The sequence below is a fragment of the Pseudochelatococcus sp. G4_1912 genome (assembly GCF_047501465.1).
Classification (GTDB): domain Bacteria; phylum Pseudomonadota; class Alphaproteobacteria; order Rhizobiales; family Beijerinckiaceae; genus Pseudochelatococcus.
Genome location: NZ_JAZDRL010000001.1, coordinates 560,153 through 578,948, shown reverse-complemented (window position 1 = coordinate 578,948; position 18,796 = coordinate 560,153). Strand labels below are relative to the sequence as shown.

16 protein-coding genes and 1 tRNA gene are annotated in these 18,796 nt (G+C 51.9%); 6 read left to right on the top strand and 11 right to left on the bottom strand.

The genetic code is table 11. The features are described 5' to 3' along the window. Positions 1 to 45: 45 nt before the first annotated feature. From VRZ32_RS02730 to VRZ32_RS02710, 5 genes are all read right to left on the bottom strand, one after another. Positions 46 to 1,077: a DUF4167 domain-containing protein gene (locus VRZ32_RS02730; RefSeq protein WP_414523944.1), complete on the bottom strand. Its 1,032-nt coding sequence runs from the start codon at positions 1,075 to 1,077 to the stop codon at positions 46 to 48. A 619-nt stretch (positions 1,078 to 1,696) separates the two neighbouring features. Continuing rightward, positions 1,697 to 2,587: a peptide chain release factor N(5)-glutamine methyltransferase gene (gene prmC / locus VRZ32_RS02725; RefSeq protein ID WP_414523943.1), complete on the bottom strand. Its 891-nt coding sequence runs from the start codon at positions 2,585 to 2,587 to the stop codon at positions 1,697 to 1,699. Between the two features lie 7 nt (positions 2,588 to 2,594). Further along, a complete protein-coding gene (gene prfA / locus VRZ32_RS02720) occupies positions 2,595 to 3,680 on the bottom strand; it encodes a peptide chain release factor 1 (RefSeq protein WP_414523941.1) in 1,086 nt (361 codons plus the stop codon). Positions 3,681 to 3,752: 72 nt separating this feature from the next. Beyond that, positions 3,753 to 6,020, bottom strand: coding sequence for a phosphoenolpyruvate--protein phosphotransferase (ptsP, locus tag VRZ32_RS02715; protein ID WP_414523939.1), 2,268 nt, complete (start codon positions 6,018 to 6,020; stop codon positions 3,753 to 3,755). Positions 6,021 to 6,419: 399 nt separating this feature from the next. After that, the gene (locus VRZ32_RS02710) at positions 6,420 to 7,688 is read right to left on the bottom strand and encodes an aspartate kinase (RefSeq protein ID WP_414525014.1); all 1,269 of its coding nucleotides are present in this window, start codon (positions 7,686 to 7,688) and stop codon (positions 6,420 to 6,422) included. Between the two features lie 200 nt (positions 7,689 to 7,888). On the opposite strand from VRZ32_RS02710, the gene ubiG reads away from it, so the two are divergent. Then, positions 7,889 to 8,662 carry a bifunctional 2-polyprenyl-6-hydroxyphenol methylase/3-demethylubiquinol 3-O-methyltransferase UbiG gene (gene ubiG, locus VRZ32_RS02705; protein ID WP_414523938.1) on the top strand — a complete coding sequence of 258 codons (774 nt, stop codon included), beginning with the start codon at positions 7,889 to 7,891 and terminating at the stop codon, positions 8,660 to 8,662. A 50-nt stretch (positions 8,663 to 8,712) separates the two neighbouring features. Here ubiG and VRZ32_RS02700 read toward each other — a convergent pair whose 3' ends face one another. The 5 genes from VRZ32_RS02700 to fabA all read right to left on the bottom strand — a co-directional run bounded on the left by VRZ32_RS02700 (position 8,713) and on the right by fabA (position 13,136). Beyond that, complete coding sequence (locus VRZ32_RS02700; protein ID WP_414523936.1) at positions 8,713 to 9,171, bottom strand: GNAT family N-acetyltransferase; 459 nt, start codon at positions 9,169 to 9,171, stop codon at positions 8,713 to 8,715. 11 nt (positions 9,172 to 9,182) lie between these two features. After that, the gene (locus tag VRZ32_RS02695) at positions 9,183 to 10,082 is read right to left on the bottom strand and encodes a YihY/virulence factor BrkB family protein (protein WP_414523934.1); all 900 of its coding nucleotides are present in this window, start codon (positions 10,080 to 10,082) and stop codon (positions 9,183 to 9,185) included. 291 nt (positions 10,083 to 10,373) lie between these two features. Next, positions 10,374 to 11,207, bottom strand: coding sequence for an enoyl-ACP reductase FabI (gene fabI / locus VRZ32_RS02690; RefSeq protein ID WP_414525013.1), 834 nt, complete (start codon positions 11,205 to 11,207; stop codon positions 10,374 to 10,376). Positions 11,208 to 11,220: 13 nt separating this feature from the next. Beyond that, the gene (gene fabB / locus VRZ32_RS02685) at positions 11,221 to 12,444 is read right to left on the bottom strand and encodes a beta-ketoacyl-ACP synthase I (protein ID WP_414523932.1); all 1,224 of its coding nucleotides are present in this window, start codon (positions 12,442 to 12,444) and stop codon (positions 11,221 to 11,223) included. Between the two features lie 167 nt (positions 12,445 to 12,611). Further along, positions 12,612 to 13,136, bottom strand: coding sequence for a 3-hydroxyacyl-[acyl-carrier-protein] dehydratase FabA (gene fabA / locus VRZ32_RS02680; RefSeq protein WP_414523930.1), 525 nt, complete (start codon positions 13,134 to 13,136; stop codon positions 12,612 to 12,614). 391 nt (positions 13,137 to 13,527) lie between these two features. On the opposite strand from fabA, the gene VRZ32_RS02675 reads away from it, so the two are divergent. Together VRZ32_RS02675 and VRZ32_RS02670 are read left to right on the top strand one after the other, a co-directional pair. Further along, complete coding sequence (locus VRZ32_RS02675) at positions 13,528 to 14,250, top strand: pyrimidine 5'-nucleotidase (RefSeq protein WP_414523928.1); 723 nt, start codon at positions 13,528 to 13,530, stop codon at positions 14,248 to 14,250. Between the two features lie 452 nt (positions 14,251 to 14,702). Further along, on the top strand, positions 14,703 to 15,536 hold the full coding sequence (locus VRZ32_RS02670; RefSeq protein ID WP_414523926.1) for an MBL fold metallo-hydrolase: 834 nt from the start codon (positions 14,703 to 14,705) through the stop codon (positions 15,534 to 15,536). Between the two features lie 6 nt (positions 15,537 to 15,542). Here VRZ32_RS02670 and VRZ32_RS02665 read toward each other — a convergent pair whose 3' ends face one another. After that, positions 15,543 to 16,745, bottom strand: coding sequence for a pyridoxal phosphate-dependent aminotransferase (locus VRZ32_RS02665; protein ID WP_414523925.1), 1,203 nt, complete (start codon positions 16,743 to 16,745; stop codon positions 15,543 to 15,545). Between the two features lie 310 nt (positions 16,746 to 17,055). Here VRZ32_RS02665 and VRZ32_RS02660 point away from each other — a divergent pair, with 310 nt between their 5' ends. The 3 genes from VRZ32_RS02660 to VRZ32_RS02650 all read left to right on the top strand — a co-directional run bounded on the left by VRZ32_RS02660 (position 17,056) and on the right by VRZ32_RS02650 (position 18,726). Then, on the top strand, positions 17,056 to 17,271 hold the full coding sequence (locus VRZ32_RS02660) for a hypothetical protein (protein WP_414523923.1): 216 nt from the start codon (positions 17,056 to 17,058) through the stop codon (positions 17,269 to 17,271). Between the two features lie 24 nt (positions 17,272 to 17,295). Beyond that, positions 17,296 to 18,471 (top strand): PQQ-dependent sugar dehydrogenase, encoded by a 1,176-nt coding sequence (locus tag VRZ32_RS02655; protein WP_414523921.1) that lies wholly within the window; start codon positions 17,296 to 17,298, stop codon positions 18,469 to 18,471. Positions 18,472 to 18,649: 178 nt separating this feature from the next. Next, positions 18,650 to 18,726, top strand: a tRNA-Met gene (locus tag VRZ32_RS02650). Positions 18,727 to 18,796: the final 70 nt, after the last annotated feature.

The window sequence follows — 18,796 nt, the reverse complement described above, 5'->3', positions numbered from 1 at the left end:
AAAAGGGGATCTGAATAATTTAGATTAGATCCCCCGATGCAACTTTCACTCGCCAACTGGCACGTCATCAACACTCTTGCGGCGAACGCGTGTTGTGCGAGGCTTACGGACTGTCGTTGCTCCAGCTGTTGTCTCGACAGACGTTTCAGCAGCTGCTTGACCAGTTGTGTCGTCAGCAACGATGCGCCGACGGCGTGCCCGTGGAGCGGGTTTGTCCAGATCACTCGCATCTGGCGCGCTGACCGCTACGGGCTCAACCTGGCGTGGAGCCTCGACCTTGCCTGTATCCAGATCATGCGTGAGCGGACGTGCTGGCTGCTCATCACTTGATGGCATGCGGATGGGCGTTGTCAAAAATGCGGGCAAGGCCGGTTGACGGTTTGCACCGGTATCATCTGAAGAAGTATGCTGGCCAAAGCTGCCAATTTCATCGCGACGACGGCGAAAGCGCTCACGACGATCCTGACGTTCTGGTCGATCCTGCCTTTCAGGACGTTCAAAGCGTTCCTGACGATCTTGGCGCTCTGGACGCTCAAAACGCTCGGGACGATCCTGCCTTTCAGGACGTTCAAAACGTTCCTGACGCTCAGAACGGTCTTGCCTTTCGGGGCGTTCAAACCGATCCTGCCGATCAGAGCGCTCATATCGCTCATTATTGCGTGGATAGCGTTCGCGGGGCTGCATAGCAGGCTGCTGTCCATCGTCGTCAGAGGCAGGGAAGCGTGCTTCAGGTTGAGGTGCGCCATAATTTTGCACACTGTAATCAAGTCCGCCATCTTCCCCGGCATCGTCCTGATCATCGTCAAACGAACGTGGGAAGCCGGTGCTTTGCGGAAACTGTGCCTGCGCTGCAAGAATGATGCGCAGGTAATGTTCCGCATGCTGGAGGTAGTTTTCCGCCGCAACAGGATCGCCAGAAGCATGGGCATCGCGTGAAAGCTGTGCGTACTTCTCGGCAATATGCTGCGCTGTACCGCGGACCTTCACATCCGGTCCATTGGACTCAAATGTCTTTGTCAGCGGATTTGGTGGTTTCCGGGTGCGGTTGCGCATGCGCCTGTTTTGACCTGGTCTCATCGACATCTCTTTGGGAGCCATATTGTGCGGGGACCTCATCCCCAAGCGGTACGGATCGTACCCGTTGTCATCCGGTTCGCTCGGGAAGGGCAGCTAATGCCCCAAACCGCAGACCGGTGCTTTCACCTCATAACTGACAGCTATAAGGATGGTTAAAATGATTCTTCGTCGATATTGGTCGATGAAGAATCGGGTTAATGATTAGCGTTGTTCTTTCCTCGACACCGAGTTTCGGCACGCGATAAAAATGTTCCACCGCTTAAAGCTGAGCTGCATACGAAAATCGCATTCATCTCAATCAAGTAATCCGCCACGAGATCGACAGCGAAAAGCAAAGGTTGGCAAACCCTCAATAACCTCATGCTGAAAACCAGCATGTGAGACGGTAAACAAAGGTCGTTAACCGAAGGATCATACAACATCCAGATCTACTGGAATCATCTGTTTAGCAGATGCGTTCGATTCACAAAGGTGAATAAATCTGCCCAATATCTAAAGGCGAAAACGCACTTTAAATCCCACAGTCGACAGCAGAGCCTGATTCATGGTTTGACATTAGCGTCTTCCCACTGTCACGCCAAGTTATTTCTGCGATTGCTTATTGGAGCATCTTAATCTTTCACACAAATGTGGCAACAATGACGCGCTCTATACCAGAAAGATCAAAAATTGGCGGAGCAACCAATAATCCCTCTTTTTGTGCGATTGCGCTAACCATCGGCGCTTGCCCCTGTCCAAACTCCACAATTACAGAACCACCTGGACGCAGAACACGCCGGGCATCAGCGAAAATTGCACGATAGGGATCAAGTCCATCTGCGCCACCATCAAGGGCCAGATGCGGATCGTGATCTTTCACATCGGTCGCCAGCCCTGCAATATCAAGTGTTTCGATATAAGGTGGGTTAGACAGGATTAAATCTACAGTGCTATTTCCTAACATGGTTATCCATGAACCATTGATAACGGATAATCGCTCATTAACATTATTTTGTAAGGCATTGTACTGCGCCATTCTAGCGGCATCAGGTGAGAGATCGATTGCGATACCCTCTGCCTGCGGCAATTCAGAGGCCACCGCTATTGCGATACATCCTGTGCCGGTTCCGATGTCTACAAAACGAAAAGGCCACGTCGCGCGCGTGGTCATGATTCGGTTATGGGCAGCTATGGCGGCTTCGATAATTAGTTCAGTCTCAGGTCGCGGTACTAATGTAGCCGCCGAGAGCTTAAAGGGCAGACCCCAAAATTCCCATTGCCCCAAAATACGCGCAACAGGCTCACGATTAAGCCGACGTTGCGCCATCTCTGACAGCCGCACGAGATCTGATGGCTCTATAAGCGCATCAGGCCATGCATAAAGATCGGTTGCGGTCAGATGAGCTGCTTCCATCAGCAAAAAACGCGCATCCAGCGATGCCGTATCAATACCCGCATTACGAAATTGCGCTGTCAGCTCTCGTAAGGCTTGACTGCGCGAAGTGGGTGAGGACACAGGCGACAATATCATCTTTTACTCAAGCCTGCGCGGCCAAAAGCTCGGCCTGATGCTCGGCTATAAGCGCATCAAGTAATTGGTCGAGGGCGGTTCCCATCATAACCTCATCAAGTTTATAGAGCGTGAGGTTTATGCGGTGATCTGTCACCCGCCCTTGCGGAAAATTGTAAGTGCGTATCCGCTCTGAACGGTCTCCTGATCCTACTTGCAATTTACGATCCTGCGCGCGCGCAGCATCTGTGCGATTGCGCTCTGCATCATAGAGCTTGGCGCGCAGCATCGCCATGGCTTTAGCGCGGTTACGATGCTGGGAGCGCTCTTCTTGCACCATTACAACTGTGTTCGTGGGGATATGCGTTATGCGGATGGCCGATTCAGTCTTGTTTACATGCTGCCCGCCAGCGCCACCTGCACGCATGGTTTCAATCCGCAGATCAGTTTCATCAATGTTGATATCAACGTCTTCTGCTTCCGGTAATACGGCGACAGTGGCTGCTGAAGTATGGATACGGCCTGATGTCTCTGTTTCTGGCACGCGCTGCACCCGGTGTGTACCAGACTCAAACTTCAGCCGCGCAAATACGCCCCGTCCCTTAACCTCGGCGATAACTTCCTTAAAGCCACCCGCCGTGCCAGGACTTTCAGATAGCACCTCAACCGACCATCCACGTATGGCAGCATAACGCGTGTACATGCGCAGCAAATCGCCCGCAAACAGCGATGCCTCATCACCACCAGTGCCGGCACGGATTTCCAGAATAGCGCTCTTTTCGTCTGCGGCATCCTTGGGCAACAACATAATGGTGAGCGCACGCGCTGCTTCACCTAACTGTTCGACAGCAGCTGGACGCTCATCAGCCGCAAATGCGCGCATTTCGCGGTCTAGCTGCGGATCATCAATCAGTGCTTCGATGTCTGCAAGGTTAGATTCCGCTGCCTGATAGGTGCGGATTGCATCAACCACTGGATCGAGGTCCGACAGTTCACGCGATAACGCTACAAAGGTATCGGAATCCGCGCCCGCAGCAAGCGTTGCTGTAAGGACGGCATGGCGGTCAATAATCGCGGCTAAACGAGCGACTGGAGGTGTGCTGATATCGGACATGAAACTTACGAAAATGAGAAGGCAAGGAGCTCGGCCATTAAGCGCGAGAAGCTGAAAACTTTGCAAACACCATTATACAGGAATACCTCGTGCAGAAGCAAAGCTTGCCAAGGCCTGTCGTAACGTGCCTCGCTCACCGGCCGTGACCAGTAAATGCTCTATCTCTGCGGTGATTGCCTGGACATCAAGTGACAGCAGCATGGCCTTAACCGGACCTATAGAAGCAGGTGACATCGAAAACGACCGGAAACCAATGCCGATTAACGCCATGGCCTCTAGCGGCTTGCCACCAATTTCACCGCAAAGCGTAACTGGCGTGTTGGCAGCTGTAGCGCTATCGTGCACCACTTTTAATGCTCGCAGCAAAGGGGCGCTAAGCGGATCAAAGCGTTCAGATACCTGTCGATTCTCTCGATCTGCTGCATAAAGAAACTGCATTAAGTCATTGGAGCCAATGGATAAAAAGTCAGCAACCTTCACCAACTCATCAATTTGGAAAATGAGGGAGGGGACCTCAACCATCACACCCACTGCGAGCGAGGTCGGCTCCACATGGCCATGTTTGCGTAGATAAGCCAGTTCACGCGCAACAATGGCTTTGGCGCGCACAAACTCTTCGACGGTCGCAACCATCGGGAACATAACTTTCAGCGCGCGTCCACCGCCTGCCTTAAGAAGCGCCCGCACCTGAGCCCGAAGCAGCCCGGGCCGATCAAGACCGATGCGGATAGCGCGCCAACCAAGAGCCGGATTTTCCTCTTCCACCGCCTGCATATACGGCAACACTTTATCACCGCCGATATCCAGTGTGCGGAAGGTGATTGGCGCATCATTCAGTTCATCAAGCACTTGTCGGTAGAGGGTTTCCTGCTCACTCGTGGAGGGCATCCGTTCGGCAATCATGAACTGCAGCTCGGTACGGAAAAGGCCTATCCCATCCGCTTTCGTTTCCGATACATGCGGCAGATCAACCAGCAAGCCTGCATTGAGGTTAAGCGAAATGGGAGTGCCATCAAGAGTGATTGCAGGCAATTCACGCAGCGCGCGGTATTGCTCCTGCCGCTTCGCGCGTAACCGCGCCTTTTCGGCATATGCAGCCTGGACATCCGGCTGAGGGCGCACCTGAACATCGCCAGCTGCCCCATCCACAATGATAGCATCTCCAGACTCGACCAGGCCCGTAATGCCTGCAATCTCGCTTACAGTCGGAATCCCCAATGCACGTGCCACAATCGCTATATGACTTGCAGGGCCCCCTTCTTCAAGCACAAGACCGCGCAAGCGCGAACGATCATAATCCAGCAGCGCAGCAGGCCCCATGGAACGTGCAATCAGTACAGCATTTTCCGGTAACTCCTCGCGTGAAGCACCAAAATGCTCTCCGGCTAGAGCATGCAATAGCCGATCCGAGAGCTCATCCAGATCATGCAGACGATCACGCAGATAAGGGTCCGTCTGACGCAGCATCCGCGCCCGCAGATCCGACTGCACACGCTCTACAGCAGCTTCCGCAGTAAGACCCGTATGGACAACCTCACGAACACGCCTGATCCAGCCCTGATCATTGGCAAACATACGGACTGTTTCCAGCACGTCTCGGTGCTCGCCATTATGCGCCACATCGCCTCGCTCAACCAACCGATCAATAGTCTCGCGGACGGTCGCTATGCCCTTGTCAATCCGTTCCAGCTCCACCAGCGGATCGTCAGCAATGAGGTCCTTAACCACCACGCGCGGCTCATGCATCACAGCATGCCCAAGCCCGACACCGTCAGCAAGCGAAACACCGTGTAAGTGCAAGGAACGGCGCACGGCAATGTCTGCACCAGGTTTTGCCAATGCCTGTAATTCACCAGAAGCGATCATTTCAGCGAGCACCATAGCGGTGGTCTGCAGCGCTTCGATCTCTTCTTCTGTGTAGCTGCGGTGGGCACGGTTTTGAACGACGAGCACACCTAATGTATTGCCCGCTCGCAGGATCGGCACACCAAGAAAGCTGTGGTAAACTTCTTCACCAGTCTCAGGCTTGTAGGAATAGGCAGGGTGTAGCTGCGCATCCGTTAGAGCGAGCGGTGCCGCATCACGCGCGATGGTACCAACGATACCCTCGCCAAGGCGCATAGTGGTTAAATGAACAGCTTCAGGATTCAGACCTTCGGTAGCATAAAGCTCCAACGTACCATCAACGCGAAGCACATAGCAGGAGCATACTTCCGCAACCATATTGGATGCGATGACAACGACTACTTTATCCAGTCGCTCTTGCGCGCTGACTGGTTCCGCCATCACTTCCCGGAGACGACGTAAAAGCAATCGTGGGCTCCCTAACGCTCCCCGCATCAGCCCATTCCCATCCCGCCCGTTAAATTCGAGCTTTGCTGTATCGGTCTCGATCTGCGAGTCATCACGAAGACCCCCGACATGCCTTAATTGGGGTATAACCAAGGTTCATGCATATCTGCAAGTGTCCAGATAAAAAGAGTTGGGCAATATTAGCCCCTTATCCTGGAACATCAAACGCATGAACGTGGTTTTGCCCTATAAACGACTGCATGCACTTAAGCTATTTTCTACGCTGCTTTATCTATTGTTGCATCGCAGCATAAATATCTCAGCATAGGAATGATATCATGACATGAAAATACGATGACAGCACGTGAAATTGATATCCATGATTCAGCAGAAACATGGATATCATGGACAACAAAACTACTAGCGGCCCGGGAAGGCCAGGGCAGCTTACTCAGCTGCCTTCTCCGCCACGACATCAGCTTTCTTATCGAGGCCGTAGAGAGAATGCAGCGTACGAACCGCAAGTTCAGTGTACTCAGCATCAATCAACACTGAGAACTTGATCTCGGACGTTGTGATTGCACGAATGTTGATGCCTTTATCCGCAAGCGCCCGGAAGCCTCGCGCCGCCACACCCGCATGGCTACGCATACCGATACCGATAGCCGAAATTTTCACGACATCGGTTGCCCCCTGTAACGTTGCGTACTGGATCGTTTCGCGCTGCTCTTCAATGATTTTACGCGCCCGCTCATAACTTGATGCCGGCACCGTGAAAGTGATGTCGGTAGTTGTCGTATCATCCGACACAACCTGAATGATCATGTCGACGTTGATGTTAGCGTCAGCAAGTGGGCCGAAGATCGAAGCGGCGATGCCGGGATGATCGGCCACGCGACGCAGCGTGATTTGCGCTTCATCACGCGAGAAGGCAATGCCGGTCACAACCTGTTGTTCCAAGATATCCTCCTCATCGCAAATCAGGGTGCCGGGCGTTGGCGCTGCCGGATCGTCGAAGCTTGAGCGCACAAAGGTGCGCACTTTATGAATCATTGCAAGTTCGACCGAACGTACCTGCAGAACCTTTGCGCCGAGCGACGCCATTTCCAGCATCTCTTCAAACGACACGCGGTCAAGCCTGCTGGCATGCGGCACAACGCGTGGATCAGTCGTATAGACACCATCTACGTCTGTATAAATATCGCAGCGATCTGCGTGAACTGCTGCAGCAATCGCCACCGCGCTGGTATCTGAGCCACCACGACCTAGCGTGGTAATGCGGCCAGTTGACTGATGGATCCCTTGAAAACCAGCAATAACAGCAATCTGGTTCTGATTTTCAAAGGCCTCAATTAGCGGCGCGCCATCAATGCCGGTGATGCGCGCTGAGCCATGGGCACCATCGGTCAAAACCGGGATTTGCCAGCCAAGCCACGAACGTGCATCAAGCCCCATTGACTGTAGCGTAATCGCCAGAAGGCCAGCAGTAACCTGCTCTCCAGAGGCAACGATGGCATCATATTCGCGCGCATCATGCATAGGCGAGGCTTCGCGACACCATTCCACCAGTTCGTTGGTTTTACCCGCCATAGCGGAAACAACCACCGCGACTTGATGACCAGCATCCACCTCACGCTTCACATGCTGAGCCACGTTGCGGATGCGTTCGATTGTGGCGACGGACGTACCGCCGAACTTCAACACCAGACGGGCCATGATCGGTTCAGGTTCGCTTTCCGTAGGCAACGCCGCAAGTGCGGCCATTAAGAAATTGGCATTCAACCGCTGAAAACGGCATGAAAGGCGTGTATAGATGCCGAGCAAGGCTTCCCATGTCAATGGTTCTAGCCCGCATGTTGTTATATTGGAATAACTCAAAATATAAAACCACAGTTAAGCCAAAGTACGAGGACGTGATGACTGGCGCTCAACAGAATGAAAGAGCCGAACCGCATACAGCGCGTGGAACGGTCGATCCTGAAGAGGTGGCCCGCTTTGATCGGCTGGCTGAAACATGGTGGGATCCGCATGGGCCTATGCGGCCCTTGCATCGCTTCAACCCCGTACGTGTTGAATTTATCCGCGATTTAGCGGCGAATCATTTTGCGCGCGATATCCGATCTGATGCTCCGCTTGCAGGGCTAAACATACTCGATATCGGATGTGGCGGTGGAGTTCTGTCTGAGCCACTGGCGCGGTTAGGGGCGTCAGTAACAGGGCTTGATCCAGCGGAAAAAAACCTCGCGGTAGCGCGCTCCCATGCTCAACAGCAGGGTCTTTCCATCGATTATCGCTCGCAAATGGTGGAAGACGTTGCAGCGCATGGTGAGCGGTTCGATATCGTGCTTGCTATGGAAGTGGTTGAGCACGTGGCAGATGTTGATGCCTTTGTGGCAGCCACGTGCGCAGTTGTTCGGCCTGGCGGTTTATTGGTCATGGCTACGCTTAACCGCACAGCAAAATCATTTGCTCTGGCCATCGTGGGAGCTGAATATATTCTGCGTTGGTTGCCCCGTGGTACGCATGACTGGCACAAGTTTGTAACCCCCGATGAGCTTGCCAGTGCAATCACCCGTCATGGTCTGGCTGTAACGGAGCGGAGAGGGGTTGTTTATAATCCACTGCGAGATCAATGGCGCCAGTCATCGGATTTGGCGGTAAATTATATGCTCGCGGCTAGCCGTGTGTGATGGAGACCTTTTAAAGCTCTCTCGGTCCTCGCTCAAATTTATCCGCGCCATTAAGTTATGGCGCGCTCCATGATGATAGTGCGTTCATCGCCGTAGTAGCTATCTTGGACAGCCTTGAATCCAAGTCTGGAGTAAAAAGATTCCGCGGTTACAGACGAGGGGACGACCAAAATGCTTATCCCCTCAGAGCGCGCGGATGCGACTATCTCTTCTATAAGTTGTTTGCCAATGCCAAAGCCCTGCATGTCGGGCATAACAAACACCGACCGTACAGTGCGCCCATCCAGACTGGCCGTACCAACAATCTTGTCATTCAAAACCGCCACAAAAACCCTGCGCTTTCTAAAAAGCACCAATAAGGCAGTCGGGGTAAAGTTCTTCTCCACACGCTCAATGATATCATGCGTGTAATCTTTTGCGTTACTCTCGTGTAAGGCTGCCAAAATCACCTGGCTTACCGCTTCAGCATCATTATCAACTGCCTTGCGGATCAAAATCTCCGATAGCATACCAAACTGCCTTAACGTGAAGATAAAGATAGTGCGTTCACCTTCTTCGCGCGCAACATGAGGATAGCGGCATTAAGCTCTGCACCGTAAATGAAAATTGCTGCAAGCATGTATAAAAATACCAGTACAATCATACCGGATGCCAATCCCGCATAGGTTGAAACATAATTACGGGAAAAGCTCTCAAGATATAACCCAAAAGCGGTACCAGCTATCAACCAGAGCGCAAGCGTCATCAATATGCCTGGAAACACAGATAGAAGTGTGCGCCGCCCTACAATTCGATTTTTACGGGCATGGGCGCGCTCACTGGGTAACCATAGGTGTCCAACTATCAGAGCAACAACAATCACAAGCGTAGCAACCGAAAAACGAACGGCGACTACGATGCCCTTTAATGGTTCAAGTGCTGGCGCCCACTCGACCATTGTTTGCCATAATAGGGGCCCCAGAACGACGAGGAAGGCAAATACAATTAGCACCACAGCGCCGCCGATAACATAGCCAAAGGCCTCAAGGCGTGTGATCCACCATGAACGTGTCTCTTTCACTTCGTATGCACGGTTAAGGCCAATTCTCAGCGCTTCAACGCCGTTTGATGAGAAGTATAGCGCGAGTAGTGCGCCTACCGTCAGGAGATCTCCGCGCTGAACGGTCAGCACCTGATGAATTTCCTGTCCAATGGGGATAGCGACCTCTTTAGGCCAGGTCTCCAGCATGAGGTCAGTGACCCCATCTGCAAGCCCCTCCGCCTGAAAGGTTGAGGCGAGGGCTGCAATAAGAATGACAAACGGGAAAAGCGACATAAGCGCAGAAAGCGCAATATGACTGGCAATTGCCCAACCGTCGTGAGCATCAAAGCGGCGCAATGATAGCCAGATCAATTGCACTAACCAGTTCACATGTCTCATTCGCTCTCCTGGACCCCCATCATTGGGGCGAGGTTAACCGCATTCTTTCAACGTGAAACTAGCACAGTCGATTGTAAAGGAATGGGATGTCGAGAGCCTATCAACGGAAAATGAAATTTAGTGCGGGCTTACAGTGAATTGCCGCCCAATATTAATTATAGAATGTAGAGCTGATATTGATTGAGGTTAGCCTCGCTACGCCATCCAATAATCAACCTGACATTAACAAAGGTAATCACACTGAAATTAAGTGCGCGATGCAATATTCAACATTACACCGCGCGCTAAAATTTACCTGGCAGCAGCCTCAACCGCCGCCTCTACTTCATCCTGAATTTTAAGAGCATCAGTACGTGGCATCGAGATGATATTATATCCCGAGTCGACATAATGAATTTCGCCTGTCACACCTGTTGAAAGATCCGACAGCAGATAAGCTGCGGCGCCACCGATTTCTTCGGTTGTAACAGTGCGTCTTAAGGGAGCATTAGCCTTCTGATACGAGAACATCAGTCGTGCATCTGCAATACCAGCGCCTGCCAGTGTGCGTACCGGGCCGGCCGAGATAGCATTGATACGGATGGCATCCGGGCCAAAATCATTGGCGAGATAACGAACACTTGCTTCAAGCGCAGCCTTGGCGACGCCCATGACATTGTAGTTCGGCATTACCCGCGTCGATCCACCGTAAGTAAGCGTTACGATAGAACCACCATTGGGCATGATCGCTGCAGCACGCTTCGCCACTTCAGTGAAGGAAAAGCACGAAATCAGCATTGTGCGACCGAAGTTGTCGCGCGAGGTGTCGGCATAACGCCCCTTAAGCTCGCTTTTGTCGGAGAAAGCAACTGCATGCACGAGAAAGTCGATGCTGCCCCATTGTTCCTTGAGCGCCGCGAACACAGCATCAACTGAATCGAGGTCCTCGACATCGCATGGCAGTATAACGTCTGAGCCAACACTTGCCGCAAGAGGGGCCACACGCTTGCGAAGCGCATCCCCCTGATACGTAAATGCCAGTTCGGCGCCATGCTCGTAAAGCGTTTTAGCAATCCCCCAGGCAATGGAATGATCGTTAGCCACCCCCATGATGAGGCCGCGTTTTCCTTGCATCAGACCTTTTATCACGTGCGTCTCCTTAGGCTTCGAGGCGCTTGAAAATAAGCGTGGCGTTGGTGCCGCCAAAGCCGAAGGAATTTGACATCACGCAATTGAGAGAAGCATTGTCGACGCGCTCACGGATGATTGGCATATCGGCAAATGCGGGATCGAGCTCCTCAATGTTGGCGCTCTTGCAGATGAAGTTGTTGTTGAGCATCAGCAGCGAATAGATTGCTTCCTGCACGCCTGCGGCACCCAGCGAGTGACCTGTAAGCGACTTCGTTGCTGAGATTGGAGGGCAGGCATCGCCAGCGCCGAAAACACGACGAATAGCATCAATTTCCGGTCCATCACCTGCAGGCGTCGAAGTTGCGTGGGGGTTGATGTAATCAACCGGTACATCGACCGTTGCCAGTGCCTGACGCATGCAGCGTTCAGCACCTTCGCCTGATGGAGCAACCATGTCGTAACCGTCCGACGTTGCGCCGTAACCAACAATTTCAGCATAAATTTTCGCGCCACGCGCCTTGGCGTGCTCGAGCTCTTCAAGCACGAGAACACCAGCACCACCAGCAATCACGAAACCATCGCGGTTAGCGTCATATGCGCGTGAAGCGTTTGCAGGTGTATCGTTGTACTTGGAGGACATCGCGCCCATCGCATCAAACAGCACGGACATTGTCCAGTGGAGCTCTTCACAGCCACCAGCAAACATAACGTCCTGCTTACCGAACTGGATCAACTCATAAGCATTGCCGACGCAATGGCTGGATGTCGAGCATGCGGACGAAATTGAATAATTCACGCCCTTGATCTTAAACCAGGTTGCGAGCGTTGCAGAAGCCGTTGATGACATAGCCTTTGGCACAGCGAACGGCCCCACACGCTTTGGTCCCTTGGTGCGGGTCGTATCAGCGGCTTCAACCAGCGTACGCGCGGATGGGCCACCTGAACCCATGATGATACCGGTACGCTCGTTGCTAATGTCCGACTCTTCAAGCCCCGAATCGGCGATAGCCTGATCCATGGCAATATGATTCCAGCCTGTACCACCACCATGGAAGCGCATAGCACGCCTATCAACATGGTCTTCCGGCTTGATGGTTGGCTCACCATGCACGCGGCTACGGAATCCGAGATCCGCATAATCTTGCGCAAAGACAATACCGGAACGCGCCTCTCGCAATGAAGTCAGCACTTCCTGCGCGTTATTGCCGATGGACGACACAATTCCCATCCCGGTCACCACGACACGTCTCATCGCGAAATTCCCTTTTTGCAAAATCTTCAGTTGAAGGCCCGATTCATCGAGCTTTCCGCTGCATATGGCTGTTATAGATTAATAAGTCCAGCCATCTCCGCTAATCTCTGCTTCATTTAACGAAGCGAAATTGGCGAAGACGTGGAATACACACCCAATATTTCGCCTTATGTGGCTGGTGTTTCAGCGTCCGTCGTGAACAGACCGACCCGCAGATCCTTGGCAGTATAAATGCGCTTACCGTCTGCTTCAACCCAGCCATCGGCAATGCCGAGAACCAGTTTTGAGCGGAAAACGCGCTTGAAATCAATGCCGTATACAACTTTCTTGATATTCGGCAACACCTGATCTGCAAATTTTACTTCGCCGACACCTAGCGCCCGGCCGCGCCCGGGAGAACCCAGCCAGCCCAGATAGAAGCCGACGAGTTGCCACATCGCATCAACCCCAAGGCAACCAGGCATAACGGGGTCACCCTTGAAGTGGCATGAAAAGAACCACAGATCCGGCCGCACATCGAGTTCGGCCCGGATGGAGCCTTTACCATACTCGCCACCATCTTCGGTGATCGAAGTTATGCGATCAAACATCAGCATCGGCGGCAGGGGCAGCTGCGCGTTGCCGGCACCGAACAGTTCACCCCGCCCACAAGCAAGCAGCTGTTCATAATCAAAACTCGACTGGCGCTCCATGACCCCCGGCCGTCCCTTTCATCTTTTCGTCATCGTTTACGGCGCGCCTGCTAAAGCTATAGCAGCGATGCGTCGGATGACGACTTTGCAAAATGCATTGTTAATTCAGGTTCTTATAACCCTTTAAGCTGCACAAGTGAATCGATTCCCGATCCATCATGCATCTTTAGCGGGCGTTTCCTAACATAATGAATGCAGACCTTAAAGTGCTGAGCACGAGTTTATGTTGTTCCATTGGGTTGATTTTGCAAGGCGACATCCAATCTTGATGCATCCATTCGCCTTGGATCGGCTCAGCTTTTCACGTCGGCGAATATCTTGTTCATTCTGAATAATTGTATAGCCTGTGGTACGTTTTGGTTAAAGAGCACAGAAAGGTTGAGAGCTGGCAATGGCAGGAGAGATAAACGATGCACAAATTCATGTAATGGATGAATTTTCACATGTTAATACGTGGATATTTGATCTGGATAACACACTTTATACACATAAGGCTGGGCTTTGGCCTCAGGTTGATGATCGCATAACACTTTATGTTTGCCAGCTTCTGGGCCTTGATGCTTTGTCCGCGCGCGCATTGCAGAAATATTATTATCACCGCTATGGCACAACCTTGCGCGGCTTAATGCAGGAATATGGTATTGATCCCCATGAGTTTCTCGCATTCGCACACGATATTGACTACTCGGCGCTCGCTGCAGATACACGCCTTGCACAGGCCGTTGCCAGTTTGCCGGGACGTAAATTTATTCTGACTAATGGCTCACGTGGACACGCGGGTGCTGTCGTGGCGCGACTCGGCATCGAGATGTTGTTTGAAGATACATTTGACATCGTCGACGCAGAGTTCATACCTAAACCTGAAGCTCAAACGTATGCACGATTTCTGTCCCAACATGACGTTGACCCGTCGCATGCAGCCATGTTTGAGGATCTCTCGGCCAATCTGAACGTACCATATCAGCTAGGCATGCAAACTGTACTGGTACTGCCTGACACACCCGATCCGTTTCGCGAAGCACATGAACAAGCTGCTTCCACCGAGGTGCATATCAGGCATCAAACCCGTGACCTCGCTGCCTTCTTGAACTTCGCTATTAATGGCAGATTCTGACGTTTATGACGTGCGCAAGCGCACGGATCGTCGCATGGAAGGATGATAGGAACGTTTTCAGGTCCAGAGCGAAAGATATGGCGTTTCATGGGCGCCGGGTCGAAGTTCTGGTGATCTGTCACCTGTGCGTTTACGTGCCGGTGTCTGGCTCGGCAGTCTGGTGAATGGACCGTTCGCGGTGCCCCCTCCCATTCCCTGACTGCCGAGCAAATTTCTATATCTCCATTACTCAGATTCTATATCTCCATTACTCAGATAAATTCAGTGCTCATATCAACCGATGATATTCGGTTAGATGTCAGATTTTACTGGTTATAATGTGCACTATCGCACTGATGATCGCTGAGAATAAGATACACTTTTATATTATGTGCGCATTCAAACCCTCCTCTTTAGCTGATTCTACATCAGCCACTCTCCCAACCGATGCCTTATCAGTTCGGTTCTGGGGGGTGCGTGGATCTCTGCCGGTATCTGGCCCTCAGTACAATATTTATGGCGGTCATACATGCTGCGTTGAAATACGCTGCGGTGATCGACTGTTTATTATTGATGCCGGATCAGGGATTGCACCATTAGGGGCGCACCTTGTAAATGCTGCCTTCGGTAAGCAGAAGAACATGCAAATCGATCTGCTCCTCAGCCATTTACATCTAGATCACGTCATTGGATTGCCATTCTTCCTTCCATCTCTTGGGAAGGAGAACACAATTCGCATTCATGTTGGTAATCTGAATGGGGCGGATGGTCATGAGGCGCTCGATCGCCTGTTTTCGCCACCATTATTTCCCGTGCGGCTTGATGAACTTCCCGCCCGTTTCGAGCACGTTGGTTTTAACGCAGGCGACACGCTGACGTTTAATGATGGACTGACAGTTGCCACATGCCCGCTCTTCCACCCCGGTGGCGCGAGTGCTTATCGATTTGATTTTGGTGGACGACGTGTATGTTATGTCAGCGATGTTGAGCACGGACCAAGCTGGCCACCGGCTGATCTTACCGCTTTTATTGCTGATGCTGATCTTGTGATTTTCGACGCTATGTACGCTGCAAACGAATACCCTCAATGTAAGGGATGGGGGCATTCGACATGCGAGGCAGGTCTGGCTTTATGCAAAGCTGGACATGCCAAGGCAATGGCAGCATTTCATCTGCATCCCAGACATGACGACGCGCATCTGGAAGCGTATGATGCGCATTTACGCACCATACACCCAGGATCATTCGTCGCTCGCGATGGGCTAACGGTGTCGTTTCCCGCCATCACTAACGGGAAACATTCGTAACCGGCATCAACGCAGACTGTTAACGAAGCGCTGAATACGCAGGCCAGCCTCTTCCAGATTTGCATTAGAAGTAGCGTAACTCACCCGGAAATTGGGTCCGGAACCAAACGACGAGCCATGGACCGTCGCAACGCCTTCCGTCGCCAACAGTTCGAGCACGAAGTCCTCATCTGTCTCAAGCACCTTGCCAGAAGGCGCGGTTTTACCGATCAATGGCGCAAGAGATGGATAGACATAGAATGCCCCTTCAGGCGTAGGGCATGAAAGACCAGATGTCTGGTTAAGCATTGAGACAATAAGATCACGCCGTTCCTGAAAAGCCTTTTTAAATACATCAAGATGCCCTTGTGGGCCGTCCAGCGCTTCAACTGCGGCCCACTGCGAGATCGAGGAGGTGCCTGAAGTTTGTTGGCCCTGCACCATATCCATGGCCTTGATCAACACATCTGGCCCACCCGCGTAACCAATGCGCCAGCCAGTCATTGCATATGCCTTGGAGACACCGTTCATCGTTAGCGTACGATCATAAAGCGAGGGCTCGACCTGCGCGGGCGTGACGAACTTGAAGTCGCCGTAAACAAGATGCTCATACATATCATCCGTCAACAGCCAGACATGGGGATGACGCATAAGAACATCCGTAACAGCCTTCATCTCATCCCATGAGTATGCAGCACCGGAAGGATTTGAGGGCGAGTTCAATAGCACCCACTTGGTCTTGGGCGTGATAGCACGCTCAAGATCTTCCGCCTGCAGCTTGAACCCCTTATCCATGCGCGTATCAACAGTGATGGGCGTGCCACCGCACAGTGCAACAATCTCGGGATAGCTCACCCAGTAAGGTGATGGGATAATGACCTCGTCGCCGGGATTAAGCGTGGCAAGAAGGGCATTGTAGATAACATGCTTGCCACCCGTGCCGACAATAATCTGCGAGGGCTTGTAATCGAGCTCATTCTCACGCTTGAATTTACGGACGATGGCCTCGCGCAGCTGTGGAATGCCTGAAACTGGCGTATATTTTGTTTCTCCGCGGCGAATGGCCTCAATCGCAGCGTTCTTGATATTCTCAGGCGTATCAAAATCCGGCTCGCCAACAGAAAGCGAAATTACATCTCGCCCCTGAGCTTTAAGATCGCGGGCTTTCTGCGTCAGCACGATGGTAGCGGACGGCTTGATGCGAGACAGAGCATCGGCGAGAAAAGCCATGATCGGTAGCTCCTTAATAAGCAAATGGGAAAGGGCAAGCGACGCCCGCTTTCAAATCGCTGAATTTTAAAAGCGCGGCAAGGTAGTCCGGCATGCATCGGCTGGCAAGCAAGAAACGGCATGGAGAGTTACATTCGGGCATTTTACCCATCAATATTCGTAACGCGTTTTCTGCTGCACGGGGAACCAATCGTTAACCTTTTCGTTAACATTTGCAGGCGCCGGATAAAAGTTTCTGGCAAGGTGCGTGGAAATTATTGTGGCGCGTGTGCGTTATTTAATCATCACGCATGAATGACAGGAGACGGACATGATTAAAACCGATCCTATTCGTATGACGGATTTTCATCATCAGCGTGCGATTGTATTTGCTCCTATTGAAGCCGGACGTCAATTCAAGATATCAGCATTTTTAGCGGTGATGCTCATTGCTGCAACTGCAGTTGTATCAGCAACAGCATTTTTTGAGACCTCGCAGACGGCACAGACAGTGCCAACAACAGCGGTCATTGCACAAGCATCCTGATCATCATTTTACAAAGGCTCCTCCATGAAATTGAGCAAGGTGCCTGTAAAGGCGCTCTTAGGAGCGTTTACTGGGGTTTTTCTCGCAGGCTCTGCATTAGTGGCCGTGAGTGTGTCTCATGCGCAAACGACTAATGATGTTGTTGAGCGCACGGAAAAAGCAGAAATTCTCATCGAGACAATCTCAAGTGGTTTGGAAAACCCCTGGGGAATTGCATTTTTACCTGATGGCACCTTCCTCGTGACCGAACGCCCGGGGAGATTGCGACACATAGATGCCAAAGGCACCCTTTCCAAGCCTGTATCAGGTATTCCGACTGTCGTAGCACGGGGGCAGGGCGGGTTATTAGATGTTGCTATCGACCGCAATTATTCCAGTAACAAGCTAGTCTATTTTTCCTATGTTGAGCCACGCGAAGATGGCACTGGAATTGCCATAGCACGGGCAAAATTTAATGAAAAAGCGAACGCGCTGGAGAATGTCGAGCCTATATTTCGGCAAAAAGATATAGCGACCGGCACTGCCAATTTTGGCGTGCGAATCGTGCCCGCTGAAGATGACATTCTATTCATCACCATGGGCGATCGTTTTTCTACGCGTGATAAGGCGCAGGATCTTAATAGTCATCTTGGGAAAGTGCTGCGGATCAATACAGATGGCACAATCCCCATTGATAACCCCTTTGTGGGTCAGGACAATGCACTTCCAGAGATCTGGTCTCTCGGACATCGCAATGCTCAAGGAGCATCTCTGCATCCGGTTACGGGCGAGCTGTGGATATCCGAGCATGGTGCACGTGGTGGAGACGAAATCAACATCGCCAGGAAAGGGCTGAATTACGGCTGGCCAATCATCACCTATGGTGTTGATTATTCAGGCGCGCCGATTGGCATTGGCACAGCCCGTGAAGGTTTGGAACAACCAGTGTATTATTGGGTGCCGTCCATAGCGCCTTCCGGTTTAGCATTTCATCATGATGGTAAGATCGCTCCATGGCGCAACAGCCTTTTTGTCGGAGGATTGGCAGAGCGCGCCCTGGTGCGCCTGGAAGTCTCTGATGAAGCCATAACCCATGAAGAGCGCATGCTTACCAAACTGGGAGAACGCATTCGCGACGTCCGCACCGGCCCCGATGGTTACCTTTATCTGTTGACGGACAACAGCAAGGGACGGGTTCTGAGGCTAAAACCTGCATCCTGAATGCCAAGATTGTTTTGCCAAACACAGCGCTGAAAAATCTTTGGGCAAAACATACCATTACCTACCTACAAGCGCCTTGACAGATGCTCTTACGGGACTCTATATCCGCATTATCGAAACCGCATCCAGGTTCCGCCGAGTGGATCCGATTGCTGGTTAAGCCCATTTCAATGGGTGTGGCAGTGTAGCTCAGTTGGTGAGAGCGCCGGATTCATAACCCGGAGGTCGGCAGTTCAAATCTGCCCACTGCTACCATTTTTCCTTATACTCCATTATCTTAAAAAGAATCTTATTACTGCCTTTTACGCAGATGGCTCATAAGCGC

What these genes read in the sequence shown, in the direction of transcription:
- VRZ32_RS02730 (WP_414523944.1), bottom strand. Translation starts at nt 1,077, where the DNA reads ATGAGACCAGGTCAAAACAGGCGCATGCGCAACCGCACCCGGAAACCA.
- prmC (WP_414523943.1), bottom strand. Translation starts at nt 2,587, where the DNA reads ATGATATTGTCGCCTGTGTCCTCACCCACTTCGCGCAGTCAAGCCTTA.
- prfA (WP_414523941.1), bottom strand. Translation starts at nt 3,680, where the DNA reads ATGTCCGATATCAGCACACCTCCAGTCGCTCGTTTAGCCGCGATTATT.
- ptsP (WP_414523939.1), bottom strand. Translation starts at nt 6,020, where the DNA reads ATGCGGGGAGCGTTAGGGAGCCCACGATTGCTTTTACGTCGTCTCCGG.
- VRZ32_RS02710 (WP_414525014.1), bottom strand. Translation starts at nt 7,688, where the DNA reads ATGGCCCGTCTGGTGTTGAAGTTCGGCGGTACGTCCGTCGCCACAATC.
- ubiG (WP_414523938.1), top strand. Translation starts at nt 7,889, where the DNA reads ATGACTGGCGCTCAACAGAATGAAAGAGCCGAACCGCATACAGCGCGT.
- VRZ32_RS02700 (WP_414523936.1), bottom strand. Translation starts at nt 9,171, where the DNA reads ATGCTATCGGAGATTTTGATCCGCAAGGCAGTTGATAATGATGCTGAA.
- VRZ32_RS02695 (WP_414523934.1), bottom strand. Translation starts at nt 10,082, where the DNA reads ATGAGACATGTGAACTGGTTAGTGCAATTGATCTGGCTATCATTGCGC.
- fabB (WP_414523932.1), bottom strand. Translation starts at nt 12,444, where the DNA reads ATGAGACGTGTCGTGGTGACCGGGATGGGAATTGTGTCGTCCATCGGC.
- fabA (WP_414523930.1), bottom strand. Translation starts at nt 13,136, where the DNA reads ATGGAGCGCCAGTCGAGTTTTGATTATGAACAGCTGCTTGCTTGTGGG.
- VRZ32_RS02675 (WP_414523928.1), top strand. Translation starts at nt 13,528, where the DNA reads ATGGCAGGAGAGATAAACGATGCACAAATTCATGTAATGGATGAATTT.
- VRZ32_RS02665 (WP_414523925.1), bottom strand. Translation starts at nt 16,745, where the DNA reads ATGGCTTTTCTCGCCGATGCTCTGTCTCGCATCAAGCCGTCCGCTACC.
- VRZ32_RS02660 (WP_414523923.1), top strand. Translation starts at nt 17,056, where the DNA reads ATGATTAAAACCGATCCTATTCGTATGACGGATTTTCATCATCAGCGT.
- VRZ32_RS02655 (WP_414523921.1), top strand. Translation starts at nt 17,296, where the DNA reads ATGAAATTGAGCAAGGTGCCTGTAAAGGCGCTCTTAGGAGCGTTTACT.